The 26,420-nt window shown below is 60.2% G+C and carries 24 protein-coding genes; 11 read left to right on the top strand and 13 right to left on the bottom strand.

Going from position 1 to position 26,420, the window contains the following annotated elements:
- Positions 1-186: 186 nt before the first annotated feature.
- From AB8B20_RS11860 to AB8B20_RS11830, 7 genes are all read right to left on the bottom strand, one after another.
- On the bottom strand, positions 187-1,428 hold the full coding sequence (locus tag AB8B20_RS11860) for an ABC transporter substrate-binding protein (protein ID WP_439072710.1): 1,242 nt from the start codon (positions 1,426-1,428) through the stop codon (positions 187-189).
- A gap of 182 nt (positions 1,429-1,610) precedes the next feature.
- Entirely contained in the window at positions 1,611-2,852 is a 1,242-nt protein-coding gene (locus AB8B20_RS11855) for an ABC transporter substrate-binding protein (RefSeq protein ID WP_439072709.1), read from the bottom strand.
- A gap of 175 nt (positions 2,853-3,027) precedes the next feature.
- Positions 3,028-4,263, bottom strand: a complete 1,236-nt coding sequence (locus tag AB8B20_RS11850; RefSeq protein WP_439072708.1) for an ABC transporter substrate-binding protein — start codon at positions 4,261-4,263, stop codon at positions 3,028-3,030.
- Between the two features lie 156 nt (positions 4,264-4,419).
- Entirely contained in the window at positions 4,420-5,655 is a 1,236-nt protein-coding gene (locus AB8B20_RS11845) for an ABC transporter substrate-binding protein (protein ID WP_439072707.1), read from the bottom strand.
- A gap of 160 nt (positions 5,656-5,815) precedes the next feature.
- Entirely contained in the window at positions 5,816-7,039 is a 1,224-nt protein-coding gene (locus AB8B20_RS11840; protein WP_439072705.1) for an ABC transporter substrate-binding protein, read from the bottom strand.
- Between the two features lie 230 nt (positions 7,040-7,269).
- Positions 7,270-7,818, bottom strand: coding sequence for a sigma-70 family RNA polymerase sigma factor (locus AB8B20_RS11835; RefSeq protein ID WP_068735058.1), 549 nt, complete (start codon positions 7,816-7,818; stop codon positions 7,270-7,272).
- Complete coding sequence (locus AB8B20_RS11830) at positions 7,818-8,015, bottom strand: NepR family anti-sigma factor (protein WP_439072703.1); 198 nt, start codon at positions 8,013-8,015, stop codon at positions 7,818-7,820. Before AB8B20_RS11830 ends, AB8B20_RS11835 begins: the two co-directional genes overlap by 1 nt.
- A gap of 237 nt (positions 8,016-8,252) precedes the next feature.
- On the opposite strand from AB8B20_RS11830, the gene AB8B20_RS11825 reads away from it, so the two are divergent.
- From AB8B20_RS11825 to AB8B20_RS11805, 5 genes are all read left to right on the top strand, one after another.
- Positions 8,253-9,053: a response regulator gene (locus AB8B20_RS11825; protein ID WP_439072701.1), complete on the top strand. Its 801-nt coding sequence runs from the start codon at positions 8,253-8,255 to the stop codon at positions 9,051-9,053.
- A 314-nt stretch (positions 9,054-9,367) separates the two neighbouring features.
- A complete protein-coding gene (locus AB8B20_RS11820; RefSeq protein ID WP_439073064.1) occupies positions 9,368-10,198 on the top strand; it encodes an ABC transporter ATP-binding protein in 831 nt (276 codons plus the stop codon).
- On the top strand, positions 10,188-11,114 hold the full coding sequence (locus tag AB8B20_RS11815; RefSeq protein WP_439072699.1) for an ABC transporter permease: 927 nt from the start codon (positions 10,188-10,190) through the stop codon (positions 11,112-11,114). The genes AB8B20_RS11820 and AB8B20_RS11815 overlap by 11 nt, the downstream gene beginning before the upstream one ends.
- Positions 11,111-12,241 (top strand): ABC transporter permease, encoded by a 1,131-nt coding sequence (locus AB8B20_RS11810; protein ID WP_439072698.1) that lies wholly within the window; start codon positions 11,111-11,113, stop codon positions 12,239-12,241. The genes AB8B20_RS11815 and AB8B20_RS11810 overlap by 4 nt, the downstream gene beginning before the upstream one ends.
- A gap of 31 nt (positions 12,242-12,272) precedes the next feature.
- Positions 12,273-13,253: an ABC transporter substrate-binding protein gene (locus AB8B20_RS11805; RefSeq protein ID WP_089265437.1), complete on the top strand. Its 981-nt coding sequence runs from the start codon at positions 12,273-12,275 to the stop codon at positions 13,251-13,253.
- 9 nt (positions 13,254-13,262) lie between these two features.
- On the opposite strand, the gene AB8B20_RS11800 is transcribed toward AB8B20_RS11805, so the two are convergent.
- A complete protein-coding gene (locus AB8B20_RS11800; protein WP_439072695.1) occupies positions 13,263-14,174 on the bottom strand; it encodes a LysR family transcriptional regulator in 912 nt (303 codons plus the stop codon).
- 200 nt (positions 14,175-14,374) lie between these two features.
- Between AB8B20_RS11800 and AB8B20_RS11795 the strand changes: the two genes are divergently transcribed.
- The 4 genes from AB8B20_RS11795 (at position 14,375) to AB8B20_RS11780 (ending at position 18,066) form a co-directional block, all read left to right on the top strand.
- Positions 14,375-15,709 carry an acyclic terpene utilization AtuA family protein gene (locus AB8B20_RS11795; RefSeq protein ID WP_093756828.1) on the top strand — a complete coding sequence of 445 codons (1,335 nt, stop codon included), beginning with the start codon at positions 14,375-14,377 and terminating at the stop codon, positions 15,707-15,709.
- A gap of 2 nt (positions 15,710-15,711) precedes the next feature.
- A complete protein-coding gene (locus AB8B20_RS11790) occupies positions 15,712-16,041 on the top strand; it encodes an AtuA-related protein (protein WP_093756827.1) in 330 nt (109 codons plus the stop codon).
- A 62-nt stretch (positions 16,042-16,103) separates the two neighbouring features.
- Complete coding sequence (locus tag AB8B20_RS11785) at positions 16,104-17,330, top strand: ABC transporter substrate-binding protein (RefSeq protein WP_093756826.1); 1,227 nt, start codon at positions 16,104-16,106, stop codon at positions 17,328-17,330.
- A 376-nt stretch (positions 17,331-17,706) separates the two neighbouring features.
- Positions 17,707-18,066, top strand: a complete 360-nt coding sequence (locus AB8B20_RS11780; protein ID WP_244527934.1) for a hypothetical protein — start codon at positions 17,707-17,709, stop codon at positions 18,064-18,066.
- Between the two features lie 21 nt (positions 18,067-18,087).
- On the opposite strand, the gene AB8B20_RS11775 is transcribed toward AB8B20_RS11780, so the two are convergent.
- The 3 genes from AB8B20_RS11775 to AB8B20_RS11765 all read right to left on the bottom strand — a co-directional run bounded on the left by AB8B20_RS11775 (position 18,088) and on the right by AB8B20_RS11765 (position 20,213).
- Positions 18,088-18,567 (bottom strand): hypothetical protein, encoded by a 480-nt coding sequence (locus AB8B20_RS11775; protein ID WP_439072693.1) that lies wholly within the window; start codon positions 18,565-18,567, stop codon positions 18,088-18,090.
- Between the two features lie 89 nt (positions 18,568-18,656).
- Complete coding sequence (locus tag AB8B20_RS11770) at positions 18,657-19,028, bottom strand: DUF883 family protein (RefSeq protein WP_175368300.1); 372 nt, start codon at positions 19,026-19,028, stop codon at positions 18,657-18,659.
- 75 nt (positions 19,029-19,103) lie between these two features.
- Positions 19,104-20,213: an AI-2E family transporter gene (locus AB8B20_RS11765; protein ID WP_439072691.1), complete on the bottom strand. Its 1,110-nt coding sequence runs from the start codon at positions 20,211-20,213 to the stop codon at positions 19,104-19,106.
- A gap of 235 nt (positions 20,214-20,448) precedes the next feature.
- Between AB8B20_RS11765 and AB8B20_RS11760 the strand changes: the two genes are divergently transcribed.
- Positions 20,449-21,246, top strand: a complete 798-nt coding sequence (locus AB8B20_RS11760; protein ID WP_093756823.1) for a L,D-transpeptidase — start codon at positions 20,449-20,451, stop codon at positions 21,244-21,246.
- A 39-nt stretch (positions 21,247-21,285) separates the two neighbouring features.
- Positions 21,286-21,918 (top strand): DUF2865 domain-containing protein, encoded by a 633-nt coding sequence (locus tag AB8B20_RS11755; protein WP_439072689.1) that lies wholly within the window; start codon positions 21,286-21,288, stop codon positions 21,916-21,918.
- A gap of 24 nt (positions 21,919-21,942) precedes the next feature.
- Here the strand turns inward: AB8B20_RS11755 and AB8B20_RS11750 are convergent, their stop codons facing one another.
- Positions 21,943-24,036 carry a methyl-accepting chemotaxis protein gene (locus AB8B20_RS11750; protein WP_439072687.1) on the bottom strand — a complete coding sequence of 698 codons (2,094 nt, stop codon included), beginning with the start codon at positions 24,034-24,036 and terminating at the stop codon, positions 21,943-21,945.
- Positions 24,037-24,243: 207 nt separating this feature from the next.
- Positions 24,244-26,337, bottom strand: coding sequence for a methyl-accepting chemotaxis protein (locus AB8B20_RS11745; protein WP_089265722.1), 2,094 nt, complete (start codon positions 26,335-26,337; stop codon positions 24,244-24,246).
- Positions 26,338-26,420: the final 83 nt, after the last annotated feature.

Raw genomic sequence — 26,420 nt, 5'->3', positions numbered from 1 at the left:
CGGTTCGAGACGGAAAGGGGGTGGTGCGGCAGGCGAGAAAGAAAGATCCCTCTCCCGTCTTCGCTTCGCCGTAGCCGATGCTGTGCATCGGCTACGGTCCTTTAAGGACGGCGACCGGAGGTCGCCTGCTGCACCCTCTCCCACGGCGCGCAGCTTCGCTGCGCCCGGGGGAGAGGAAGAAACAGCCTAGCCGCCCTTGCCGCTTTCGCCGAGTTCACCGGTCAGCACGTCGCCGAACAGTTTCCAGTTCTCTCCTTCGAAACGCATCAGCTGCATCTGCTCGATGGGCGAGAAATCGGTGGGTGAGGTGTTGACCAGCACGCCTGGCAGCAGCGTAGACTGCTGGACGTTCTTCAGGTTCGCCGCCTGCTTCATCACATTGGCGCGGGTGAGATCGTCGCCGCACTGCTTGAGCAGGATCGCCATGGTCTCGGCGATATTATAGCCGGACATCAGCGACGAGTCGGACGGGTTGCCGTCCGGGACGTATTTGGCGAGGAATTCGCGATAGGCCTTGATGCCTGGATCGTCCTTCCACTGCGGGTCGGTGGCGTCCTTGGAGTAGTGCGCGGAGAGCAAGCCCTGGGCGTTCTCGAAGCCTGCGGGACGCAGCACCTGACCGATCGAGACGCTGACGCCTGGCACGATCATGGTCGGCTTCCAGCCGAGTTCGGCAATCTTCTTGATAGTCTGTGCAGCGAATTTCGGCGTCGCGAAGATGATGACAACATCGGGATTAAGTGACTTCATCTTGACGATGTGGGAATCCACGGTCGGCTCGGTGAGCTCATAGCTCTCCTCGATGACGATGGACGAGGCCTTGTCGCCAAGGCCGTCTTTGACGCCCTTCAGGTAGTCCTTTCCGAAGTCGTCATTCTGATAGAGCACGCCGATCTTGGCGCCGGCCTTTTCCTTCAGGAGATACTTGGCATAGATGCGGCCTTCGCTCTGGTAGCTGGGCAGCCAGCCCATGGTCCAGGGGAAGTTCTTCGGGTCGGCCCATTTGGTGGCGCCGGTGGCGAGGAACAGCTGTGGCACCTTCTTGGCGTTGAGATATTTCTGGATCGCCGTATTGGACGGCGTGCCGAGTGCCGAGAACATCAAGAGCACTTCGTCGGACTCGACGAGCTTGCGGGTCTGCTCGACGGCCTTCGGTGGCGAATAGGCGTCATCGTAGGAGATGTAGTTAATCATGCGGCCGTTGATGCCGCCCTTGTCGTTGATCATCTTGAAATAGCCGGCCTGTGCCTTGCCGACGGCGCCATAGGCCGAGGCCGGTCCGCTATAGGGCACGATGTTGCCGAGCTTGATTTCGGTGTCGCTGGCGCCAGTGTCGTATTTCTTTTGGGCGAGGACGTGGGTCGAGGAAATGGCGAGCAACATGGTCGCGGCCGAGAGCGACAACAGCCGCGCGGACGTGGCAGACATTTGAGTTCCTTCCCTTGCTTGCAAGGCGAGATTTTCTTGTTCTGCAGGCTCTTTTGCGCCTGCGAGATAAGTCATACCGCGATTGCACAATGGCTCAAATGGAAAGCGACCAAAAACGCAACAAGGCCCGCGCTGTTTTTGACGCGGGCCTTAGTATTTTCCGTTATGTGGAATGAAGGCGATCAGCCACCCACGTCAGCGCTAATGACCTCGCCGAACAGCTCCCATTTATCGCCCTTGAAGCGCATCAGCTGAAGCTGGCTGATCGGCGCAAAGTCGGTCGCAGATGTGTTGATCTTGATGCCGGGCAGCAGCACCTCCGTTCGGAAGTCCTTCAGGCTGGCCGCCTGCTTCATGACGTTTTCGCGGGTGAGGTTGTCACCGCACTTCTTGAGAACCTCAACCAGCGTCTGGGCGACCCCATAACCGGTAACGATCAATCCATCGAGCTTGTTGCCTTCCGGAAAATCCTTGTCGAGGAAGGCGAGAAATTCCTTCATGCCGGGGTCGTTGTTCCACTGGGTATCCGCGACGTCCTTCAGATACGCTGCGGAAATAATGTCCTGCGAGTTTTCGAAGCCGGCCGGCTTCATCACGCTGCCGATCGAGTTGGACACGTTGTTGAGGAAGTGCATCGGTTTCCAGCCGATCTCGGCGGCCTTCTTGATAGCCTGCGCCGCAAATTTCGGCGTCGTGATGTTGACGAATACGTCGGCGTTCAACGACTTCAGCTTGACGATGTGATTGTCGATGGTCGGCTCGGAGGTCTCGTAGCTCTCCTCCACTACGATCATCGAGGCGGCCTTTGCGCCAAGGCCGTCCTTCAGACCTTTGAGATAGTCCTTGCCGTAGTCATCGTTCTGGTAAAGGACGGCAATCTTCGCGCCGGGCTTTTCCTTCAAAAGATATTTCGCATAGATCTGCGTCTCGCTCTGGTAGTTGGGCTGCCAGCCCATGGTCCAGGGGAAGTCCTTCGGGTCGTTCCACTTCGTGGCGCCGGTGGCCACGAACAGTTGCGGCACCTTCTTGCTGTTCATGTATTTCTGGATCGCCGAGTTCGGCGGTGTGCCGAGCGAGTTGAACACCAGCAGAACTTCGTCCGATTCCACCAGCTTGCGCGCCTGCTCGACGGTCTTTGGCGGCGAATAGGCATCGTCATAACTGATGAAGTTGATCTTGCGACCGTTGATGCCGCCAGCGGCATTGATCTTCTTGAAGTAGGCTTCCTCGGTTTTTCCGATCACGCCATAGGCGGAGGCGGGTCCGCTGTAGGGCATGATGTTGCCGATCTTGATTTCGGTGTCCGAGGCGCCGGTGTCATATTTTTTCTGGGCGAGTGCCCCGGTGGCGGACGCGGTGAGCAAAGCCAAGCCAGCCAAATAGGCGGCTGAAAACGCGGCCAAACGCAAATGCATTGCGGGCATTTCTGATCTCCCTGATCAATTGTGATGTGTCATGTTTCTTGACGTGGAGCTCTGCGGCTCCTGACGACATTCAACACCCGCGCGGGATCGCCAGCAAGAAAAAGCCCCAGCGACATCGTCGCGGGGGCGGTATAATTCGTGTTCGCTGATGCAGCAGACTGCTGCGGCAACTGAGCTATTGCGTCGCGACGTCGGCGCTGAATATCTCGCCGAAGCGCTCCCACTTGTCGCCCTTGAAGCGCTGCATCTGCAATTGCGAGATCGGCGCGAAATCGGTGGGCGAGGTATTGATGGTGATGCCCGGCAGTAGCGTGTCCGGCGTGAAGTCCTTCAGGCTGGCGGTCTGCTTCATGACATTCGCCCGGGTCAGGTCGTCGCCGCACATCTGCAGCACCTTGACCAGCGTCTGCGCAGCACCATAGCCATAGACTGTGCTGGAATCCGCCTTGTTGGCGTCCGGCATGTATTTGTCGAGGAACGCGTTCCACTTCTTCATGCCGGGATCGTCCTTCCACTGCGAGTCGGTGCCGTCCTTGGTGTAGGAGGCCGACAGCACGCCTTGCGCATTGTCGAAGCCGGCGGGCTGCATCACCGCTCCCACGGAGACGCTGACATTGGCGAGGATCTGCAACGGTTTCCAGCCAAGCTCGGCGGTCTTCTTGATAGTCTGTGCCGCGAATTTTGGCGTCGTGAAGATCATCAGCACGTCGGAGTTCGCAGCTTTTAGCTTCACCACATGGGTGTCAATGGTCGGTTCGGCAATCTCGTAGCTATCCTCGATGGTGATCATCGATGCTGCCTTGTCGCCGAGGCCGTCCTTAAAGCCCTTCAGATAGTCCTTGCCGAAATCGTCGTTCTGGTAAAGCACGCCGATTTTCGCGTTCGGCTTCTCCTTCAGAAGATACTTCGCATAGATCTGTGCTTCGCTCTGATAGGAGGGTTGCCAGCCGATCGTCCAGGGGAAGTTCTTTGGATCGTTCCATTTGGTGGCGCCGGTGGCGACGAAAAGCTGCGGCACTTTCTTGCCGTTCAGATATTTCTGGATCGCGGTATTGGACGGCGTGCCGAGTGGGTTGAACACCACCAGTACCTCGTCGCTCTCCACCAGCCTTCGCACCTGCTCCACGGCTTTCGGTGGCGAATAGGCGTCATCGTAACTGATGAAGTTGATCTTGCGTCCGTTGATGCCGCCCTGTGCGTTGATCATGTTGAAATAGGCGGTCTCGGTCTTGCCGATCGTTCCATAGGCAGATGCGGGGCCGCTGTAAGGAATGATGTTGCCGATCTTGATTTCAGTATCGGTGGCGCCGGTGTCGTATTTCTTCTGCGCGAGCGCGCTGGACACACTGGCGGCCAGAAGCGCCATAGCAGCTGGCAGTGCTGCAAGGCGCATGGATCGTGCGAGCATCATGGATCTCCGTGATCATTTCTTCCCAGGTCTTTGGCGGAGTTCTGCGACTCCTGTCCGCATTGAATACCCCTGATGCGCCGGTCACAAGAATAAGCCCCTGCGACCAAATCGCAGGGGCTCCGTTGTTCTAGTGGTGCAGTGCAAAGTGCTGCGGCACTAGTCCGGCGCAGTCGTGTCGGCATTGATCACGTCGCCGAACAGCTCCCACTTGTCGCCCTTGAAGCGCATCATTCGCAACTGCGCGATCGGCGCATAGTCGGTGGCCGAGGTGGAGATGGTGATGCCCGGCAGCAGCGTGTCTGGCGCGAAATCCTTGAGGCTTGCCGCCTGCTTCATGACGTTCTCGCGGGTCAGGTTGTCGCCGCACATCTCCAGCACCTTGACCATGGTCTGTGCGGCGCCATAGCCGTAGACGAGGCTGTTGTCGGTGCGATCGGCACCCGGCATGTATTTGTCGATGAAGGCCGACCATTTCTTCATGCCCGCATCGTCTTTCCATTGCGAATCCGCGCCGTCCTTGCGGTAGTCGGCGGACAGGACGCCCTCTGCATTGGCAAAGCCTGCCGGCTGCATCACTGCTCCGACGGAGACGCTGACATTGGTGACGAGCTGCAGCGGGTTCCAGCCGAGTTCACCGATCTTCTTGATGCCTTGAGCCGCGAATTTCGGCGTTACGAAATGGACGACAACATCAGGATTGAGCGACTTCACCTTCACGATGTGGGAATCGATGGTTGGCTCGGAAATCTCATAGCTCTCTTCCGTAACGAGCATCGTGGCGGCCTTGGCGCCCAGCGCTTCCTTGAACGCCTTCTGGTAGTCCTTGCCGAAGTCGTCGTTCTGATAGATCACTGCGACCTTGGCGTTCGGTTTCTCCTTCATCAGGTATTTTGCATAAATCTGTGCTTCGACCGCGTAGCTTGGCTGCCAGCCCATCGTCCACGGGAAGTGCTTCGGATCGTTCCACTTGCTGGCGCCGGTGGCGACGAAGAGTTGTGGCACCTTCTTGGCATTCATGTATTTCTGGAACGCGGTATTTGACGGCGTGCCGAGGGAATTGAAGATGAACAGTGCCTCGTCGCTTTCGACCAGCTTGCGGGCCTGCTCGACCGCCTTGGGCGGCGAATAGGCGTCGTCGTAGCTGATGAAATTGATCTTGCGGCCGTTGATGCCGCCCTGGTCATTGATCATTTTGAAATAGGCGGTTTCGGTCTTGCCGATCAGTCCGTAGGACGAGGCAGGGCCGCTATACGGCATAATGTTGCCGATCGTGATTTCGGTGTCAGTGGCGCCGGTGTCGTATTTCTTCTGGGCCAGCGCGCTGCCGCTGGCCGCGACGCTGAGGGCCGCGGCAACCGATAAAGCCAGTGCGCGCGATCGGATCGAAGGCATTTCAGAACTCCCTGATTTTTATTCGTCTTGTTTTGCGGGCCTTTGCGGCTCCGGCCGGATTGAACACCGTTCGCGTGTATGCGGCAACAAAAAGCCCCTCGCGACGACACCGCGAAGGGCTGCTTTATTGGGTAATGGATATGCCGTCCCCCGGTATAATTCAGCGGCTGATCTCGCCCGAAATCACAGGGCCAAATAACTCCCATTTGTCGCCCTTGAAGCGCATCATCTGCAACTGTTCGATCGGGTAGAAATCAGTCGCGGACGTGTTGAGCTTGACGCCCGGCAGCATCGTGTCCGGCGCAAAGTCCTTCAGGCTGGCGGCTTGCTTCATCACATTGGCACGGGTGAGATCGTCGCCTGCCTGCTTCAGCACCTGGACCATGGTCTGCGCCGCGCCATAGCCGTAGACTACCGAGATGTCATTGCGGCGGGCATCCGGCGCGTATTTGGCTAGGAACGCATAGAAGCGTTGCATGCCGGGGTCATCGTCCCACTGCGGATCGGAGCCGTCCTTGGCGTAATAGGCCGACAGGATGCCTTGGGCGATGTCCTGTCCGGCCGGTTTCAGCACGGAACTGATCGACGCGCTGGCATAGCCCTGGATGTAGAGCGGCTTCCAGCCGAGTTCAGCCACCTTGCGGATACTCTGGACCGCCGACTTCGGTGTCGTGACGCTGATGAAGGTATCGGCGCCGGAGGCTTTCAGATTGATGATGTGGGAGTCGATGGTCGGCTCGGTGACCTCATAGCTTTCGGCGGCGATCAGCATGCCCCCAGCTTTGTCGCCGAGACCATCTTTCAGGCCCTTCAGCACGTCCTTGCCGAGGTCGTCGTTCTGATAGAGCACCGCGATCTTCGCGTCGGGCTTTTCCTTCAGCAGATATTTCGCATAGATGCGGCCCTCGCTCTCATAGGGCGGCTGCCACGCCATGGTCCACGGGAAAGCCTTGTGATTGCCGAAATAGGTCGCGCCGGCGGCGACGAACAGTTGCGGCACTTTCTTGATGTTGAGATATTTCTGGATTGCCGCATTGGACGGTGTGCCCAGCGGATTGAACACGACGAGCACCTCGTCGGATTCGACCAGCCTGCGTGCCTGCTCGACGGCCTTGGCCGGATTGTAGGCATCGTCATAGCTGATGAAATTGATCTTGCGGCCGTTGATGCCGCCCTGATCGTTGATCATCCGGAAATAAGCGGCCTCGATGATGCCCGCGATGCCATAGGCCGAAGCCGGCCCGCTATAGGGCATGATGTTGCCGATCTTGATCTCGGTGTCGGATGCGCCGGGATCGTATCGCTTCTGCGCGAGGGCATGGCCGGCGCAGGCGATGCTCAGTGCGGCGGCAAGCGAGATTGTTCGTGGTCGAAAGGCAGGCATCCCGGGTTGGTCCTCGTACAGCAGTCGCGAGGCGTTAATGGCATGTGCATCAACAAAAATCCCCGGCGATGTGAGCGCGAGGGGCACTTTCTGTGTGGCAGAAAGATGGTGGCGGTTCCTTCGCCCCGATTGCGGAAGAGTCGGCGCGCTGCTGATACACGCATACCAACTCGCACAAAAAAAGCGGTCACCGAAGTGACCGCTTGTCTTGCCTCAATTGTCGGATCGAACTAACCGCCCGATCCGCCGATCACTGCGCGGACGGTATCGTCCGGGCCGAAGTCTTCCGCGCCATCCACGTAGAGAAGAGCGCTGAGCTTCGAACGCGCGCGGTTGACGCGGCTCTTGATGGTGCCGACGGCGCAGCCGCAGATCGTGGCCGCGTCCTCATAGGAGAAGCCCGATGCGCCGACGAGAATAAGCGCTTCGCGCTGATCCTGCGGAAGCTTCTCAAGCGCCGCGCGAAACTCTTCAAATTCCAGATGGGCGTTTTGTGCCGGCTGGGTCTTCAGAGTCTTGGCATAGCTGCCGTCCGCATCCTCGACTTCCCGTCGCCGCTTGCGATAGTCCGACCGGAACAGGTTGCGCAGAATGGTGAACAACCACGCAGGGAGATTCGAGCCGACCTGGAAGGAGTCGATATTGGCGAGAGCGCGCAACAGCGTTTCCTGAACGAGGTCATCGGCCCGGTCGCCGTTGCCGGAGAGCGAGATCGCGAAGGCGCGCAGGCTAGGCACCGACGCCAGAATGTCGTCGCGGAGTGAGTCTGTGAGAGGCATTATTCCCCTCCTTCATTTTTGCCGGCATCGCCAGCGATCTGGGCTTGAGCCTCAGCCCCGTCCAGCTTGCGGATCAGCTCCGCAAATCGGTCCGGCACGCCCTGTCGCACGACATCGTCGTACATGGCGCGCAACTGATGCCCGATCCGTGACTGGATTTCGGCGTTTAATCCGCCCTTTGGCTTCACATCTTTCATGACCCGTTCCACATTCCCCAGAAGACATGTCCCTGGAATTTGAGAAATTTTCTTGATTTTTGAAGCCTTTGCGGCGTCTGTCGGCGATCTAATGCGGAGCGTGGCCGAAAGTTCCGACCCGATGGAACTTTTGTCTGGCTGGGGCGTAAACATGCACAACGAGGGAGCCGGATTGTATCCGAATACCCCTTCGACTTTGACGTAGAGTCGTCTTTGACCAGACAGGATGGAGTGGGGATGTCCCGATCACAGCTCGTAGCTGAACACTTGCCGCTGTTGCGGCGCTATGCCCGCGCCCTCACAGGTAACCAGGCCTCAGGCGATGCCTATGTAGGCGCCATGCTGGAAGCGTTGCTGCAGGACCAGTCGTTGCTCGACGAGCAACACGGAGCCCGTGCCGGCTTGTTTCGCCTGTTCACCCAGATTTGGAACTCTGTCACCTTGAACGACAATCCGGACGTCGCGCCGCTGCAGGCCGCCTCCGAGAAGCGCATTTCCAACATCACCCCGCTGCCACGACAGGCCTTCCTGTTGCTGTCGCTCGAAGGCTTCTCGGAAGAGGAAGTCGCCTTCGTACTCGATGCTGATGTGGCGGAAGTGCGTACACTGGCCGATACGGCCGGCCGAGAAATGGCAGCCGAAATCGCCACCGACGTTCTCATCATCGAGGACGAGACCTTCATCGCGATGGATCTCGAAAGCCTCGTGAAGAATCTCGGCCATAACGTCATCGGCGTTGCACGCACCCATGCAGATGCGGTTGCGCTCGCAAAGAACAAGAAGCCCGGCCTGATCCTCGCCGATATCCAGCTCGCCGATGGCAGCTCGGGTCTCGATGCGGTGAACGAGTTGCTGCGCATCTTCGAAGTGCCGGTAGTCTTCATCACCGCCTATCCGGAGCGTTTCCTGACTGGCGAACGTCCGGAGCCGGCCTTCCTGATCTCGAAGCCGTTCCAGCCCGCGATGGTCTCGGCCGTCGCCAGCCAGGCGCTGTTCTTCCAACGCAACTCAAAGAACAAGACAGCCAAGGCATCCTGATTTCAAGGCGCCCTAACTCCGGCGTCCTGATTTCGCTGGTATTGATTGACATCGAAGCGGCTGGGCCATGTGCCCGGCCGCTTTCGTTTGGCCAGAAGCCATCCAGAGCGCGCCGGATGATACCTGCTCAATAAGTCCTCTTCGCTTGCGCAAACTATCAGCGGGCAGAAGGAGGGGGCTGACAGTATTGTGTTGATGCAGCGATCAATGCCGATATCATCCCTCGATAGGCGGCAAATTGCCACGTCCCGCAGGGCTCATAGGCTTTGACGGGCTGGCGGGGCTGCGTGACCCTTCTGGTCGAACCGGTGCGCATGAACTCAACTGCCGACGCTGAACCTCATATCTATCAATCCACAGTGACACGCCCCGTTGCGGTCGATGTCAGCAAGGTGTCGCTCACTTTCGATACGGCCGACGGCAAGGTCGAAGCGCTATCCAATGTCGATCTGCAAATCAGTGGTGGGGAGTTCGTCTCCTTCATCGGTCCCTCCGGCTGCGGCAAGACCACGCTGCTGCGTGTGATCGCGGACCTGCAGCAACCAAGCTCTGGCAGCGTCACTGTCAATGGCATGAGCGCCGAGCAGGCGCGGCTCGGGCGCAATTACGGCTATGTATTTCAGGCGCCGGCGCTGTTTCCCTGGCGCAACATCGAGGCCAATCTCAAGCTGCCGCTGGAGCTGATGGGCTTTTCGCCGATCGAACAAAAGCAGCGCGCCGCGCGCTACCTCGACCTCGTCAATCTCACCGGCTTCGAGCGGAAGTTTCCCTGGCAGCTCTCCGGCGGTATGCAGCAGCGGGTTTCCATCGCGCGGGCGCTGTCGTTCGATCCCGAATTGTTGCTGATGGACGAGCCGTTCGGAGCACTGGATGAGATCGTACGCGATCATCTCAACGAACAGCTCCTGCAGCTCTGGGCCAAGACCCGCAAGACCGTGTTGTTCGTGACGCATTCGATTCCCGAAGCGGTGTTTCTTTCCACCAAGATCGTGGTGATGTCGCCGCGGCCGGGCCGTATCACTGATATCATCGACTGCAATTTCCGGCGCGACCGCACGCTGGAAATTCGCGAGACGCCGGAATTCATGGCGATCGCGCAGCGCGTGCGCACGGGGCTGCGTGCCGGGCATTCCTATGACGAGTAGTACGGCGGATACGATACCGGTCGCGCGCGCGGCACGGCGCACGCATCCGTTGGTCAAGCGTAGTACGCCGCTGGTGACCATTGTCGCAGTGCTGATCGTCGTCTGGTACATCGGCGCCGTGCTGATGAACCTGTCGCTTGTGCGCGGCGGCTTCGAGCGCGAGGAAGCGCCTTACACGACGATGGAATTGCTGGAAGGCACCATGAGCGCGGAACGGCCGCTGCTGCCGTCGCCGCATCAGGTGGTCGGTGCTTTCATCGACGGCGTGTTCGGCTATGCGCCGACGGCGCCGCGTAGCCTCGTCTATCATTCCATGGTGACGCTGTCGGCGACGCTGCTCGGCTTCGCGCTCGGCGCGCTGCTCGGCATCGTGCTGGCGCTCGCCATCGTGCACAGCCGCGTGCTGGAGCGCAGCCTGATGCCGTGGATCATCTGCTCGCAGATGGTGCCCATATTGGCGCTGGCGCCGATCTTCATTGTGGTGCTCGGTGCCATCGGCCTGCAGGGCCTGCTGCCGAAATCGATTATCTCGGCCTATCTGAGCTTCTTCCCCATCACCATCGGCATGGTGAAAGGCTTCACCTCGCCCGATCCGATGCAGATGGATCTGATGCGGACATGGTCGGCGACATCTAGGCAGGTGCTGTCGAAACTGCGCTGGCCCTCGGCGGTGCCCTATCTCTTTGCCAGCCTCAAGGTCGCCATCACCATTTCGCTGATCGGCGCCATCGTCGCGGAATTGCCGACCGGCGCGGAAGCCGGCATCGGTGCACGCCTGCTGGCCGGCTCCTATTACGGCCAGACCATCCAGATCTGGTCGGCGCTGGTTGCCGCAGCCGTTTTGGCTTCTGGTTTGATCGCCATCGTCAGCTATGCCGAACGCAAGGTGGCGCAGCGGATGGGCGCGCGGTCATGAACCGCCGCCAGATCCGCCTCGGCTTCATCATGTCGGCCGTCTGCGTCCTGATCACGCTGATGCTGCCGCTGCCGCTGGCCGGCACGCCCGTCGCAGCACTGATGGCGCGGCCGCTGACCTTCCTGCTCACCGGCGTGATCGTGCTGGTCTTCGCTTTCGCTGCCGGCTTCCGTGGCCTGCCTGCCATTGTGATCGGCCTTGTCGGGGCAGGTATCACGGCGGACATGACGTTGACGCTGTTGCGCGATCCCTTGATTGCTGGCGATGCCGCGTCAGGCTTCTGGATGGTGGTGATCGGCGTCTGGCTGGCGTCGTGGATCTGTGTCGTCGCGCTGGCCGGGTTGAAGCCGCGCAACAGCGCCTTTCGCAAGGTCATCGATCTCGCCATTCCGCTGCTGTTCGGTGCGGCCGTGTTCTATCTTTGGGAAGTTGTGGTGCGTGGGGCGGGCGTGCCGCCGGTGCTGCTGCCGTCGCCGAGCGCTGCCGCTACGAAATTCATGGCGTCGCTGCCGATATTGGGCGCGGATTTCGTGCAGACCTTCATCCGTGGTGTGCTGATCGGCTATGCCATCGGCTGCGGCGCCGGGCTTCTGGTGGCGATCCTCGCGCATCGCTTTGAATTTCTCGGCCGCGGGCTGCTACCCTTGGGTAACTTCTTCTCGGCACTGCCGCTGGTCGGCGTGGCACCCATTATGGTGATGTGGTTCGGCTTCGACTGGCCATCGAAGGCTGCTGTGGTGGCGCTGGTGACATTCTTCCCGATGCTGGTGAATGCGTTGGCCGGTCTGCAAGCTGCCGGCGAGATCGAGCGTGACCTGATGCGCTCCTACGGCGCGAGCTATGCCCAGACTCTCATCAAGTTGTATCTCCCCGCTGCTCTACCTTTCATCTTCAATGCACTGAAGATCAATGCCACACTGGCCCTGATCGGTGCCATCGTCGCGGAATTCTTCGGCACGCCGACGCAAGGCATCGGCTTTCGAATTTCCACCGAAGCCGGGCGCATGGCGCTCGATATGGTGTGGGCGGAGATCGCGCTGGCCGCGATCGCGGGAATGGCATTTTATGGACTTGTTGCGCTCGCCGAGCGCGTGACGACGTTTTGGCATCCATCGATGCGGACCTAGTTCGGCAGGTTCGCCAATTCTGGAGTTGAGCATGAAGAAGATCATGGCATTCGGCGCAGCGATGGCTCTCTCGCTCGGCTCCGCGCAAGCGGCGGACAAAGTCACCATCCAGCTCAAATGGGTCGCACAGGCCCAGTTCGCCGGCTACTTCGTCGCCAAGGAGAAGGGCTTCTACAAGGACGCCGGGCTCGACGTGACGATCAAGCCGGGCGGTCCCGATGTCGCCCCACCGCAAGTGATCGCGGGCGGCGGTGCCGATGTGGTGGTGGACTGGATGCCGTCGGCGCTGGCCTCGCGCGAGAAGGGCGTGCCGCTGGTGAATATTTCGCAGACCTTCAAGAAGTCCGGGCTCGAACTCACCTGCCGCGCCGAGACCGGCATCAAGAAGCCGACCGATCTGAAGGGCAAGGTCACCGGCGTCTGGTATGGCGGCAACGAATATCCGTTCCTCTCCTGGATGTCGAAGCTGGGCTACAAGACCGATGGTTCGCCGGCCGGCGTCAAGATCATCAAGCAGGGCTTCAATGTCGATCCGCTGCTGCAGAAACAGGCCGATTGTGTGTCGACCATGGCCTATAACGAATATTGGCAGGTGATCGACGGCGGCTACAAGCCGAGCCAGCTCACCGTGTTCAAATATGAGGACGAGGGCGTCGCCACGCTGGAGGATGGTCTCTGGGTGCTCGACAAGAACCTCAAGGATCCCGCCTTCGTCGCCAAGATGGCGAAATTCGTGAAGGCGTCGATGAAGGGCTGGGACTATGCCAAGGCCAATCCCGACGAAGCCGTGAAGATCATCCTGGCTGGCGACTCCACGGGCGCCAAGACTGCCAAAGACCAGAAGCGCATGATGACCGAGGTCAGCAAGTTGCTCGGCGATGCCAATGGCAAGCTCGACGTCAAGGACTATGATCGCACCGTTGCGACGCTGATGTCTGGCGGTTCGGATCCCGTGATTACCAAGAAGCCGGAAGGTGCCTACAGCTTCGCAGTCTATGACGCGATGAAGTAATCGCGGGTATCAGCGGCGCGCGAATAACGGCTGCGCGCCGATTGACTTGGCGAGGTGATCGCCAAAGGCTTCACTGATCGGCGGCAGCGTGCGGCCGGCTTTCTTGATGATGGTGATGGCCCGCGAGAAATCCGCGACGTCGATCTGCCGCGAGCGGAGGTCCGGCTCCGCGCCGATCTCGCGAGCGGAGCCGGGCAGGATGGTGATGCCCAGGCCGGCGCGGACCATGGCGATAGCCGTCATCATATAGGTCGCTTCGCAGGTCGGCTGCGCGATGTGTCCCGCGGTCAGGAAGGCGCTGTCGACGACCGCGCGGACGCTGGTCGCGGGATCCATCAGCACCAGCGGATATTTCATCAGATCGTCGATGGTGACCTTGCGGATGCCGCCGATTGGGTGCTTCGCCGGAAACACCACATGCATGCGGTCGCGCACTTCGAGCAACACGTCCACGTCGTGGCCGGTGACGCTGCCGCCCATGATGCCGAGATCGACCTCTTCTGAGCGGACGAGGTCAAGGACGCGGTTGGCAATCACGTCCTTCAGGACGAAAGATGTGCCGGGTTGCAACTCGCGAAACGACTTGATGGCCTCGGGCAGGGCACCCGCGGCGACTGAGGGAAGCGCCGCGATCCGGACGATGCCCCGGCGCTTGGCCGCGATATCGCGAGTATCCACGACGACGGCGTCGAGATCGCGGATCATGCGCTGAAACACCGGCAGCAGTTCGCGGCCGACCCGCGTCAGTTCGACGGAGCGGGTGTTGCGATCGAACAGTTTCACCTCGAGGGTTTCTTCGAGGCGCCTGATCTGAACCGTCAGCGTCGGCTGCGCCAGATGCAGCAACTCCGCGGCGCGGGTGAAGCTGCCGGTTTGGGCGACGACGACGAAAGACCGGATCTGCCGGAGATTCACATCCATAGAGAATTTCTATCGATGGGATAGAATTAATTCAATTGAATAGAGAGAAGCTTCTGGCTTCAATGCCCGAAAGCGACATGCGCGTGATCGCCTGCTCAGGCCCGTGACATGTCCGTCAAAAGAGATCGGGAGATAGACCTGCAGCGGTCGCGGTTTTCGCGATGTGACTGCAGGCAAGTTTGATCCAGGGAGAGCTGCTCGTGCGTACCATCAGGATCGGATCCGGTGCCGGCTATTCGGGGGACCGGATCGAACCGGCGATCGAACTCGCCGAAAGCGGCAACCTCGATTATCTCGTCTTCGAGTGCCTTGCCGAACGCACCATCGCGCTCGCCCAGCAGGACCGGCTGAAGGATCCCCACGGCGGCTTCGATCCGCTGCTTGCCGACCGCATGAAGGCGGTGCTGTCCATCTGCCGAAAGAACGGCGTCAAGATCGTCACCAATATGGGCGCGGCGAATCCTGTCTCGGCGGCGCAGGCAACGCGTGAGATCGCCAAAGTGTTAGGGCTGACCGGTCTCAAGGTTGCGGCCGTGACCGGCGATGATGTGCTGGATCAGGCGCGCATGTCCGACGTTGCGTTGGACGAGGGCGGCTCCGTCAAGGCGCTCGGCAACCGCGTGATCTCGGCCAATGCCTATACCGGCGCAGCCCCCATCGCCGAAGCGCTTGCCGGCGGCGCCGATGTCGTCATCACCGGCCGTGCGGCTGACCCGGCCTTGTTTCTCGGGCCGCTGGTTCATGAATTCGGCTGGGCGATGGATGACTGGGATTTGCTCGGCAAGGGCACCATGGTCGGCCATCTCCTCGAATGCGCCGGCCAGATCACCGGCGGCTATTTCGCCGATCCCGGCGTCAAGGACGTGCAGGGTCTCGCGCGGCTTGGTTTCCCGATCGGCGAGGTGCGCGAAGACGGCGATCTCGTCGTCACCAAGGTTGCGGGTTCGGGCGGCCAGATCACGCGCGCGACGGTGGCGGAGCAGTTGCTCTACGAAATTCATGATCCGACCCGCTATTACCAGCCGGATGTGGTTGCCGATTTTTCGCAGGTGCGTGTCGAGGAGGTCGGACCGGATCGCATCCATGTCACAGGTGGAAGCGGAGCGCCGAAGACGGGCTTGCTGAAGACGTCTGTCGGCTATCTCGACAGCTATATCGGTGAGGGAGAGATCTCCTATGCTGGTGCCAATGCCGTGGCGCGGGGGCGTCTGGCGCTTGAGATTGTGCGCGAACGCCTCACGCTCACCGGCGTGAAGATGACGGAGAGCCGGTTCGACCTGATCGGCGTCAATGCGCTGCATGGTGACGCCCTGGCCGAAGGCCGTGATCCCTATGAAGTCCGCATCCGCGTCGCCGGGCGTACCGACTCGCTCGCAGAGGCCGTGAAGATCGGCAACGAGGTCGAAACGCTCTACACCAATGGACCCGCCGGCGGCGGCGGGGCCTGGAAATCGGCGCGCGAAATCGTCGGCGTCGCTTCGGCTTTGCTGCCTGAAACTGTCGTGACGTCATCAGTCACATTCATGGAGGCCTGACCATGAAACTCCGTGAGATCGCGCATTCACGCAGCGGCGACAAGGGCGACACGTCCAACATTTCTGTCATCGCTTTCGATATGGGGGACTTCGCGTTTCTGGCCGAGCATGTGACCGCCGATTGCGTCGCGGACCATTTCGGCGACACTATCGCCGGCACCGTCACGCGCTATGAATTGCCGGCGCTCGGCGCGCTAAACTTCGTGCTGACGGGCGCGCTCGGTGGCGGTGTTGTGCGATCGCTCGCGCTGGATACGCACGGGAAATCATTCAGCTCTGCGCTGCTTGAATTCGAGCTGCCGGACAAAGGAGCGTCATCCGGCTCACCATGATCTTCGTCACAGCAGGGCGACGATACTTTCATACCAAAAAACCAAAAACGGGAGGACTATTGATGAAGCGACGTACATTCCTGGCTGGCCTCGGTGCAACTGGCGTCAGCGCTGCAGTTTTTTCTCCGGCGATCGTTCGTGCTGCTGCGGATACTCCACTGAAGTTCGGTGTGCTGTCCGACATGACAGGCCTGTTCGCTGACAACGGCGGGCAGGGCTCGGTGGCGGCAGCGCAGCTCGCGATCGACGAATGCGGTGGCAAGGTACTCGGTAAGACGATCGAGCTGATCCAGGCCGACCATCTCAACAAGCCCGATGTCGGCGGCAATATTGCGCGCCAGTGGTATGATCAGGAAGGCGTTGACGTCATTCTCGACGTGCCGGTGTCGTCTGTTTGCATCGCCGTGCAGACCTTCGCCAAGGACCGCAACAAGATGTTTATCACATCGGCGGGCGGTTCGGCGGATCTCAGCGGCAAGTTCTGTTCGCCGAACTTCATTCAGTGGACCTACAATACTTACGCGCTGGCCAATGTCGCCGGCAAGGCGATGCTTCAGCGCGGTGGCGACACATGGTTCTTCGTTGTTGCGGACTATGCCTTTGGCCAGGCACTCGAGCGTGACGTGACGGAAGTTGCCGTGAAGGGCGGCGGCAAGGCGCTTGGCCGTGCGCCGCATCCGATCAACACGGCGGATTTCTCCTCGCAGCTTCTGACGGCCAAGTCGTCGGGCGCCAAGGTCATCGCCATCGCGAATGCCGGCAGCGACACGCAGAATGCCATCAAGCAGGCAGAAGAGTTCGGTTTGATGGGCGGCGATCAGAAGATGATTGCGCTCTTGATCGACGTGAATGACATCCGAAGCGTCGGATTGAAGAGCGCGCAAGGCCTGCTGGTGACGTCCGGCTTCTACTGGAATATGGACGACCGCACGCGTGCATTTTCCAAGCGTTACGCTGCCAAGATGGGCAAGCCGCCGAGCATGATGCAGGCCGGTGTCTATTCCTCGACGCTGAACTACATCAAGTCGGTGGAGGCCGCGAATACCAAGGATCCTGCCGCTGTGGTCAAGGATCTGCAGGGGCGTACGTTTGACGATGCCTTTCTGCGCAACGGCAAGCTGCGTCCGGACAATCTGATGGTCCACGACATGTATCTCGCCGAGGTCAAGAAGCCTTCCGAGGTCACCGATAGCTATGACGTGTTCAGAATCCTCGCCACGGTGAAGGGCGAAGACGCGTTCTCGCCGCTCTCGGCGAGTGCATGCCCAATGGTGATGAGCAAGAAGTAAGCCGAACAGATAACTCTATGAATCGAGCGTCGCGGGCAGGGAAATACCTTTACCCGCGATTCTTTCGAAGGGTGAGAGAGCCTTACCTATTCCTCAAAAGAATGCGGGGTGCAGCTGGCATCACCACAGCTCCACCCCGCGTCGCCGGTCAATTGGGGCAGGGGACGACCGGCTTCCGGGAAGACGCGCGAGGGTGAAAAGCGTTCCCGCGGGCGTCAAATTATTTAACACACGGTTAAGTGATCGCCGTTCTTGAACCTAGAGCCTTGACGCACGTTCCTATCATGAGCGCCACGCAACGACGCGGCGCAGGGCAGGCGAGGCTCACATGTCAAAGGTATCCAGCTTGGTCTTGGGAATGGTCGCTGGAGCGACCATGTTCGGCGCCATCCAGTATGCTTCCGGCAATGATCTGCGGGGCACGCTGACTGATTCAGACAAGGCTGCATCCAGCGGCGTCAACCGGGCTGCCAAGGGTGACCGGGCATCACTAATTACCACACAGAACGAGCAGAGCCAGACTCTCTCGTTCCGCGTTCAGGGGCTGTCGGATACGTCCGTCCTTCTGCGGATGGGCGTCGCGCCCGTGGTGGCTCCAACCAAGAATGAAGCCGTCAATATCCGACCTCTCCCCATGAATGCCAAACCGCAGCGTGCGGCGGTGGGCTGCGAACCGCCTGTGAGTGTGCTCAGCGAGATGGCAAAGATGCTGCAGCCGGGTCGCTGCGTGACCTGATCTTCACGCTGACAATTTAAATCAATCGTCGGCGACCTCATCGGGGTCGCAGGTTTCATTCGTATCATCATCTGCCGCAGCGCTGCTGCGATTGGCCATATAGCCGAGTGCGACGCCGGCCAGCGCTAGCAGCGGAATAACCTTTTTGAGGCCGAGCGTGCGCGCGATCTGAATGCCGGTCGCCACCAGCATCGGATCGATCAGCGGCGCATTCGCAGCCGCTCTGGCCGCTGCGCGCGCCGCGGCTGCTGCGCGCTCGCGGGCCTGCTTCTGCTTGCTCGCATAGATCTGTGCGAAGATCGCCGCGATGACCAAAAAGATGCCGGCGATGGTGAGGCAGGCCTCGATGACGCCGTAGCGCTGCATTACCGCGATGAAGGCTGCAACACACAGGAAGCAGAGCGCCACGAAACCAGCAAAGCCCGCCAGTGCCATGAGCGATGTCATGCGCAGGCTGTTGCCTGTGCTGTTCTTCAGATCGTCGATGATACCCTTCAGCATGGAAGCCCCCGAAAACTCTAAAATACAAAGAAAACTGACGGCACCCTCGGGCACCGCCAGTCATCACATTCCAATCCTGCACATATGAATCAGCGGCGCCAAGCCATCCCGATCAGCACGCCGAGGCCGAGCGCCAGGCCGACTGCAGCCAATGGGCGCTGGGTGATGCTGTCTTCCAGCGTTTCCTCCAGTGAATAGGCTGCGTCATGCGCAGCATCATAGGCCGCGCTGCCGCGCTCCCGCATGTCGGACATCATGTCTTCGGCGTCGGCACGGGCTTGCTTGACGCCGCGGCGGGCTTGTTTAGTAGCTTGGCCCGTAAAGGCATTAAGCGCGTCGGTGATCTGTTCGGTCAGGGCGGCAACATCGTTTTTCACGGCGGTGAGGTCCTTCTGAAGGCGGCTATAGGTTGCTTTGTCGGTCAGTTTCTTGAGTTCATCCAGGCCATCGATATCCGCCATGCGAAGCTCCCCTGATACTGAAAATCCAATGCAGAAACGCCCGGTTAGACCGTAGGTTCCATCAGTAGAGCTGGATTAATCCGGCGGCAACTGCGGCGAATTGATCGGCATCAAATGCTCTTTCAGGATCAGCCCGACGATCAGGATCGGCGCCGCCAGGAAGCCGCCCATCGGGCCCCAAAGCCAGGTCCAGAACGCCAGCCCGATGAACACCGCCAGCGCGTTGAGTTGCAATTTGCGTCCAATGATCGTGGGCGTGATGAAGTGGCCTTCCATGAAGGTGAGGCCGACGAACAGCAGCGGCGCGATCATGCCCGCTGCGATCGTTTCCGACGAAATGATGCCCACCGCGACCAGGATGACGAACATGGCTACGGGGCCGATGATCGGGAAGAAGTTGAGCGTGGCTGTCAGCGCGCCGAGGCCGGCCGGGTTGGGCATGCCGGTGGCCGCGCAGATCACGCCGGTGGCAATGCCGACTCCGAAATTGATCATAGTGACCATCAACAGATATTCGCCAAGGCTGGTCTCTATCGCATTGAGAATGCGCAGGGTCCGCAGCCGCCATTCGTGATCGGCGAAGTTCATCACCAGCGCGCGGCGCAGGTCTTTCCAGCTTGCGATGAACAGCACCAGCGTGGCGAAGAACAGCAGGAATTCGGTGAAGGTTGGCGACAGGAATTCGACGGTTGGCTGCACCCAGTCGATCTTGGGCAATTCGAACTTTGTTGTCGCAAGCGTTTCGGCGCTGCTGAACATGCTCTGTATCTGGTGCCAGAGCGCCAGCGGTCGGTCGAAGACATGCAGCTTGTTCTTGAGCAGCGAACCTAGTTCGGGGAGCCGCGTCGTCCATTCCATCAGCGGGGATGAAATAAGCCCCACGATGAAGGCGAGCCCGGCGCAGACCAAGATAACGATCAGGACTGCCGAGACTGATCGCGGAATGCGACGCTTTTCGAGAAAGCTTGCTGCAGGCGACAACATGGTGCCAATGATGAAGGCTGTCACGATTGGCAGGAAGAATGCCTTGGCGACATAGAGCACCGTAATCACGGTGATCACCAGCAGCGATACCAGCGTGAAAGCAACCACCTCGGCACGGCGGAACACCGGCGGCTGCTCGATCTTGCTCTCGGGCACCGGCGTGCCGGCGGGCTTTTCGGGGAGAGCGCGTACTTCACTCATGAGCTGTCCCGACATGCCGCCACTTGTTCGCGCAAACCGCGTTCGCGCGTCAGATCGCCGACATGCGATCGGGCTCTACAACACGACCATACCGCAAAAGTTCCGTCGCGATTTCGTGATGGTTCCTTGGTTGACAAATCATTCGGTGAACGCCCGCAGGGAGGGAACTGTGAGGCTCCGGCGCGGTTGGTTGCGGTCATCACGACGATGACGCGTCGCCAAACGGGGCAGTCACATGTCACAGGCATCATCTGAAAACCGCAAGCTTTCGCTGCGTCTCACAAACGCGCTCGTTGTTGCAGCCGCTCTGATCGTAGCTCCGCCGTTCATCTCCAGTGCATCGGCGCAGGTGCAGGTAATGAACTATGGACCAGCTGCGTTAAGCGCGTTTCCACCGGACGAGGATGTGATGGCTGCGCCGCGGGTGCGGGAGAACATGGATGCCGCTCTCCCCGAGCGCCTGCGCCGCGCTGAAGTCAACTATATGACCCGCGAAGCGCCGGGCACAGTGATCATCGATACTGGCAATACCCAGCTATATTATGTGCTCGGCAACAACCGCGCGATCCGCTACGGCGTCGGTGTTGGCCGCGAAGGATTCACCTGGTCCGGAACGCAAACTGTCACGCGCAAGGCGGAATGGCCGGATTGGCATCCGCCGCAGGAAATGATCGCGCGCCAGCCCTATCTGCCGCGCTTCATGGCTGGGGGCCCCGGCAATCCGCTCGGTGCCCGCGCGATGTATCTCGGCTCCAGCGCCTATCGCATCCATGGCACCAATGATCCGTCAACCATCGGCAAGTTCGTGTCGTCGGGTTGTATCCGCCTGACCAATGAAGATGTGCAGGACCTTTTCAGTCGCGTCAGCGTTGGGACCAGGGTTGTGGTGCTGCCGAAGTCGGTTGCCCCACACTATGAGGCGCGCACGGCTCCGGCGCCGCGCAGCGTCACATCGATCTCGGTTCGCCCTGCCGGCGTGCAGCAGGCTCCGGGCCGTCAGGCGATGAACCTTTCCGCGTCGTCGCTCTACTGAGAGTCGATCATTCTGCTTTGATGCCGCGTTGGAGGCCCCATGACCCGATTTCTAGGACAACGGATGGCTCTTGGCGCGGTCGCGGCGATTGTCATGCTCGGTGCCGCCCCAGCGCAGGCACAGGATTTCTTCTCGGCATTGTTCGGCGGGATAGCGCGTGGTCGTGGCCCGGATATCTCGCTGCCGTTCGTCAATGAAGGTCCGCCGGTGCAGGAGCAGCGCCCTCGCGCAGCAAGCGGCGGGCGTCAGGCTTTTTGCGTGCGCATGTGCGATGGGCGTTACTTCCCGATATCAGCCACCGACAGTCAGAGCCGCGCAGCGTCGTGCAATAATTTCTGTCCGGCGAGCGATACCAAGGTTGTTTATGGCAGCAGTATCGACACGGCGGCGACCGAGAGCGGCAAGCCCTATTCCGAGCTGCCGAATGCATTCAAGTACCGCACCGAACTGGTGGCCGGTTGCACCTGTAACGGTAAGGACCAGATCGGTCTGGCGCCGGTGAAACTCGAGAACGATCCAACACTGCGCAAGGGTGATATCGTCGCCGGTGCCGATGGGCTGATGGTCACTGGTCGCGGCGCTGACAAGCGCGGCGCGTCGCTGCAGATGTCGCCAGTCTCGCCATCGGTGCAGGCGAAGTATGAGCGCATGCCGGTGGTGGCGCGGGAATAATCCGCGCCACGTGATCGATTGCGCTTAAGCCGCGCGGATCTTCCCGAGGAAGTCCGTTACCTGAGTACCGAGCTGGCGTGTCTGCGTCGCCAGGGTCTCTGATGCTACCTTCACATCCTGAGCGGCTGCACCGGCTGCGTCGGCGTCGGCACTGACTCCGCTGATATTGTCCGACACGTTGCGGGTGCCGTCGGCCGCCTGCTGGGTGCTGCGGGTGATTTCCTGCGTCGCCGCGCCCTGTTCTTCGACTGCAGCCGCAATCGCGGTGGCGACTTCATTCACTTCGCCGATAATGCCGCCGATCGACTTGATGGCTTCGATGGCCTCATTGGCGACCTTCTGGATATCCGCGATCTGTTCGGAAATATCCTCGGTCGCCTTGGCGGTCTGGCTGGCCAGCGACTTCACTTCCGATGCGACGACGGCGAAGCCGCGGCCGGCTTCGCCGGCGCGCGCCGCTTCGATGGTGGCATTGAGCGCCAGCAGGTTGGTCTGAGAGGCGATGTCGTTTATGAGGCCGACCACTTCGCCAATCCGGTTCGCAGTCTGGGCGAGGCCCTGAACGGTATTGTCGGTCTGCTGTGCCTGGCTGACGGCGCGGCTGGCGATGCCGGCTGCATGCGATGCCTGGCGGCTGATGTCGTTGATCGAGGCACTCAGCTCCTCGGCCGCGGCGGCAACGTTTTGCACATTCACTGAGGCTTCGCCGGAGGCGCGCGCAGCATCTTGCACGCGGGCATTGGTCTGGCTGGACACAGCGGCCATGCCATCGGATGTCGTGCTCATCTGATCGGAGGCGCTGCCCAGCGTGGCGAGCGTGTCGCGCATCTGGATTTCGAACATGCCGATATATTGCTCGATGGCCTGCTGGCGCTGGCTCGCATTGGCATTGCGATGGCGTTCCTGTGCCTCGATCTCGGCCTTTTCCATCGCTTGCTTCTTGAAGGTCTCCAGCGCACCGGCCAGCCCGCCGATTTCATCCTGGCGATCGGCATAGCCGGCATCGACGGCGAGATCACCGCCCGCCACTTTCAGCATCGCGTCGCGGATGGTGAGCAGCGGCGTGGTGACACGGCGCGTGATGGTGACCATGGCGCCAACGACCAGCATGATGGCGGCCCCCAGTAGCACCAGTTGCAGGATCAGTGAGCGTTGCGCAGCAGACCACTGCACGAGGCTGTGGTTCTTGGCTTCATCAAGCGCGCGTTCGGCGACGACCACGGCTGTGCTCATCTTGTCCACGGTCAGCGGTGTCCAGGCCGTCGCCGGCATTTCGGGTTTCTCGCCGGTTGCGACGGCCTGAATCAGACGGTCGCGCAGTGCCAGATATTGCGGATCGAAATAGGATGTTTTCGCTGCAGCGAGGGCCGAGACGAGAGCCTGCGGCAGTTCAGTTCCCGACGATGCGATTTCCAAGGCATTCCATCCGGTCTCGATGCCGCCCGTCAGCTTCACATAGCTCCGCTGCAGCTCCGGCGAGATCTTGTTGACCGCGAGCGCGTTCGACACGATGACCGAGGCGTCGCCCGATGTGTTGCGCATCAGCCAGGCCATCTGCTTGATCGACAGTAACTGATCGATCACCGGATCGTTGTGGGTTACGGCGGCCGTGAGGGCGGAGGAGACTTTTTCGAGCATCGCCAGAACGGAATCGACATTGTCCTGGAATTCCTTGGCAAGGCCAGCGCGGCGCGAGGCCTTTGGCTTGCTCATCTGGTCCCAGGATTCGGTCTGCAACGCGATCAATGCCTGCATCAGCCGGTTAAATTCGGGCACCAGCGTCGCCTTGCTGGGGAAGTCGGCGGTGACCAGCAATTCTCCTGCTGTTTTCATTGCCGGCATTTCGGCGCCGCGGATACGGCGCAGATAGGCCTCAGTATCGGGCTGAATCACGATATCGGCGTTCAACGTGCGGAACGTCGTGGACCGGTCAGTGCGCAGATTGTGCATTGCCTTGAACACATGGCCGGATGCCTCGGCGATCGTCGACATGCGCCCCGCGACGTTGAGGCGCCCATATGATTCCCACGCGCTGAGAACCAGGAATATGACGACACAGACCGCCATGATGGCGATCACGGACTTGAGCAATGCGGAAACGGTCAATCGATGAAGCACAATGAATCCCCCAAAAAATATTTCGGTATTTAAGGCTGCAATTGGTAAATATTCACGCTCATGCGCGTCTTGATAAATACGTTTCTTGTAAAGCTACTTTAGGTGGAAAATTGTCGTGTCCGGCGACGCTTCAACGAAAAAAGCCCCGACGATGCCGGGGCTTTTGATACTTGTCAGCGCTCAATGACGTGACTGATGAGGCCCTGCCTAGGCAGCCCGGATCTTGCCGAGGAAGTCCGTTACCTGAGTGCCGAGCTGGCGCGTCTGCGTGGCCAGCGTTTCCGAGGCTACCTTCACATCCTGCGCGGCGGCGCCAGCTGCATCCGCATCGGCGCTGACGCCGGCGATGTTGTCCGACACATTGCGGGTGCCATCGGCGGCCTGCTGCGTGCTCCGGGTGATCTCCTGTGTCGCGGCTCCCTGTTCCTCGACGGCCGCGGCGATGGCAGTCGCTACTTCATTGACTTCGCCGATGATGCCGCCGATCGACTTGATTGCCTCGATGGCCTCATTGGCGACCTTCTGGATATCTGCGATCTGCTCGGAAATATCGTCGGTTGCCTTGGCGGTCTGGCTGGCCAGTGACTTCACTTCCGACGCGACGACCGCAAAGCCGCGTCCGGCCTCGCCAGCGCGCGCGGCTTCGATAGTGGCGTTGAGCGCCAGCAGGTTGGTCTGCGAGGCGATATCGTTGATCAACCCGACCACCTCGCCGATCCGGTTGGCGGTCTTGGCGAGGCCTTGGACGGTGCCGTCGGTTTCCTGCGCCTGATTGACGGCGCGACTGGCGATTCCCGCGGCGTGCGCGGCCTGCCGGCTGATATCGTTGATCGACGAGCTCAGCTGTTCGGCGGCCGAGGCAACATTCTGCACGTTCAGGGAGGCTTCGCCCGAAGCTTTTGCTGCGACCTGCACGCGGGCATTGGTCTGGCTGGATACGACCGCCATGCCATCCGATGTGGTGTTCATCTGATCGGACGCGTTGCCGAGCGCGTTGAGCGCATCGCGCATCTGGACCTCGAAGGTCCCGATGTGCTGTTCGATGGCCTGCTGCCGCTGGGTCGCGTCGGCGTTGCGATTGCGCTCCTGCTGTTCGATCTGTGCTTTCTCCTTGGCCTGTTGCTTGAAGGTCTCCAGAGCGCCGGCGAGCGCGCCGATTTCGTCCTTCCGTTCGGAATAGCCGGCATCGACGACAAGATCGCCTGCGGCGACTTTCAGCATCGCATCGCGAATGGTGTGCAGCGGGGTGATGACGCGGCGGGTGACGGCAACCATGCTGCCGAATGCTATGCCGAGCGCGGCTGCGAGCAGCGCCAGTTGCAGGATCAACGCGTGCTGCGCGGCAGTCCACTGCGTCAAGGTGTGGCTTTTGGCTTCATTCAGCGCTCGTTCGGCGACTGTAACCGCACTGGCCATGCGATCAACAGTGATTGGAGTCCATTCGCTCGCGGTGATTTCGGGCTTTTCGCCGCTCACCAGCGCATTCATGACACGGTCACGAAGAGCCATATATTGCGGGTCGAAATAAGCCACCTTTGCAGCAGCCATGGTTGCAGCCAGGTTGGGCGGCAGCTGCATTCCAGACGCAGACAATTCCAGCGCATTCCAGGCGGCATCGATGCCGCCAACAAACTTGGTGTAGGCGAGCTTATTCTCAGGTGTAGCGCGCCCGACAGCAAGGCCGTTCGCGACGAGGAGGGATCCTTCGCCGGCGGTGTTGCGCAACAGCCAGGCCGCCTGTTTGATCGACAGTAATTGATCGATCATGGGATCGTTGTGGTTCACCGCGGCGGCGAGCTGGGCCGACACTTTCTCCAGTGTTTCAAGCAGCGCCTGCGTGGTCTCCATATACTCCTTGCCGAGGGCTGCGCGGCGCGACGCCTTCGGCTTGCTCATCGCGTCCCAGGATTCGGTTTGCAGAGCGGTCAGCTTGTTGACCAACTGGACCAGCGTCGGGTGCAGCGTCTTTTGATCGGCGAATTCGATGGTGGCAATGAGGTCAGCCGCTGCTCGCATCGCCGGCATCTCGGAATCGCGAATGGAGCGGAGATATTTTTCTCCGTCCGGCTGAATGACTGTCTCGTTGTTCAGGTTCCGGTTCGTCGATGCACGGTCGGTGCGCAGATTATGCATCGCCTTGAAGGCATTCGCGGAGGCGTCCGCAATTACCGAGATGCGGCTGGCTGAACGTAGCCGCCCGTAGGAGTCCCAGGCTGTCGTTGCCAGAACGGCGACCACACAGAGCGCCATGACCACGATGACAGATTGAAGCAATGCGGAAACGGTCAATCGATTGAACATTATGAATCCCCAAATATTTGATTTAGTAAGGCTTCAAATGGTAAATATTTCCGATTGCACACGTATCGTGAAGTAGGCTTGAA

It is taken from the genome of Tardiphaga sp. 866_E4_N1_4, assembly GCF_052076075.1.
Classification (GTDB): Bacteria; Pseudomonadota; Alphaproteobacteria; order Rhizobiales; family Xanthobacteraceae; genus Tardiphaga; species Tardiphaga robiniae.
This window is presented reverse-complemented; position numbering and strand designations above follow the sequence as displayed.

Bases quoted from the DNA above. Each gene is read 5' to 3' on its own strand.
- AB8B20_RS11850 (WP_439072708.1), bottom strand. From the start codon at position 4,263: ATGATGCTCGCACGATCCATGCGCCTTGCAGCACTGCCAGCTGCTATG.
- AB8B20_RS11790 (WP_093756827.1), top strand. From the start codon at position 15,712: ATGAAACTCCGTGAGATCGCGCATTCACGCAGCGGCGACAAGGGCGAC.
- AB8B20_RS11845 (WP_439072707.1), bottom strand. From the start codon at position 5,655: ATGCCTTCGATCCGATCGCGCGCACTGGCTTTATCGGTTGCCGCGGCC.
- AB8B20_RS11830 (WP_439072703.1), bottom strand. From the start codon at position 8,015: ATGAAAGATGTGAAGCCAAAGGGCGGATTAAACGCCGAAATCCAGTCA.
- AB8B20_RS11835 (WP_068735058.1), bottom strand. From the start codon at position 7,818: ATGCCTCTCACAGACTCACTCCGCGACGACATTCTGGCGTCGGTGCCT.
- AB8B20_RS11825 (WP_439072701.1), top strand. From the start codon at position 8,253: ATGTCCCGATCACAGCTCGTAGCTGAACACTTGCCGCTGTTGCGGCGC.
- AB8B20_RS11760 (WP_093756823.1), top strand. From the start codon at position 20,449: ATGTCACAGGCATCATCTGAAAACCGCAAGCTTTCGCTGCGTCTCACA.
- AB8B20_RS11820 (WP_439073064.1), top strand. From the start codon at position 9,368: ATGAACTCAACTGCCGACGCTGAACCTCATATCTATCAATCCACAGTG.
- AB8B20_RS11840 (WP_439072705.1), bottom strand. From the start codon at position 7,039: ATGCCTGCCTTTCGACCACGAACAATCTCGCTTGCCGCCGCACTGAGC.
- AB8B20_RS11810 (WP_439072698.1), top strand. From the start codon at position 11,111: ATGAACCGCCGCCAGATCCGCCTCGGCTTCATCATGTCGGCCGTCTGC.
- AB8B20_RS11800 (WP_439072695.1), bottom strand. From the start codon at position 14,174: ATGGATGTGAATCTCCGGCAGATCCGGTCTTTCGTCGTCGTCGCCCAA.
- AB8B20_RS11755 (WP_439072689.1), top strand. From the start codon at position 21,286: ATGACCCGATTTCTAGGACAACGGATGGCTCTTGGCGCGGTCGCGGCG.
- AB8B20_RS11805 (WP_089265437.1), top strand. From the start codon at position 12,273: ATGAAGAAGATCATGGCATTCGGCGCAGCGATGGCTCTCTCGCTCGGC.
- AB8B20_RS11815 (WP_439072699.1), top strand. From the start codon at position 10,188: ATGACGAGTAGTACGGCGGATACGATACCGGTCGCGCGCGCGGCACGG.
- AB8B20_RS11775 (WP_439072693.1), bottom strand. From the start codon at position 18,567: ATGCTGAAGGGTATCATCGACGATCTGAAGAACAGCACAGGCAACAGC.
- AB8B20_RS11855 (WP_439072709.1), bottom strand. From the start codon at position 2,852: ATGCCCGCAATGCATTTGCGTTTGGCCGCGTTTTCAGCCGCCTATTTG.
- AB8B20_RS11860 (WP_439072710.1), bottom strand. From the start codon at position 1,428: ATGTCTGCCACGTCCGCGCGGCTGTTGTCGCTCTCGGCCGCGACCATG.
- AB8B20_RS11780 (WP_244527934.1), top strand. From the start codon at position 17,707: ATGTTCGGCGCCATCCAGTATGCTTCCGGCAATGATCTGCGGGGCACG.
- AB8B20_RS11765 (WP_439072691.1), bottom strand. From the start codon at position 20,213: ATGAGTGAAGTACGCGCTCTCCCCGAAAAGCCCGCCGGCACGCCGGTG.
- AB8B20_RS11745 (WP_089265722.1), bottom strand. From the start codon at position 26,337: ATGTTCAATCGATTGACCGTTTCCGCATTGCTTCAATCTGTCATCGTG.
- AB8B20_RS11785 (WP_093756826.1), top strand. From the start codon at position 16,104: ATGAAGCGACGTACATTCCTGGCTGGCCTCGGTGCAACTGGCGTCAGC.
- AB8B20_RS11770 (WP_175368300.1), bottom strand. From the start codon at position 19,028: ATGGCGGATATCGATGGCCTGGATGAACTCAAGAAACTGACCGACAAA.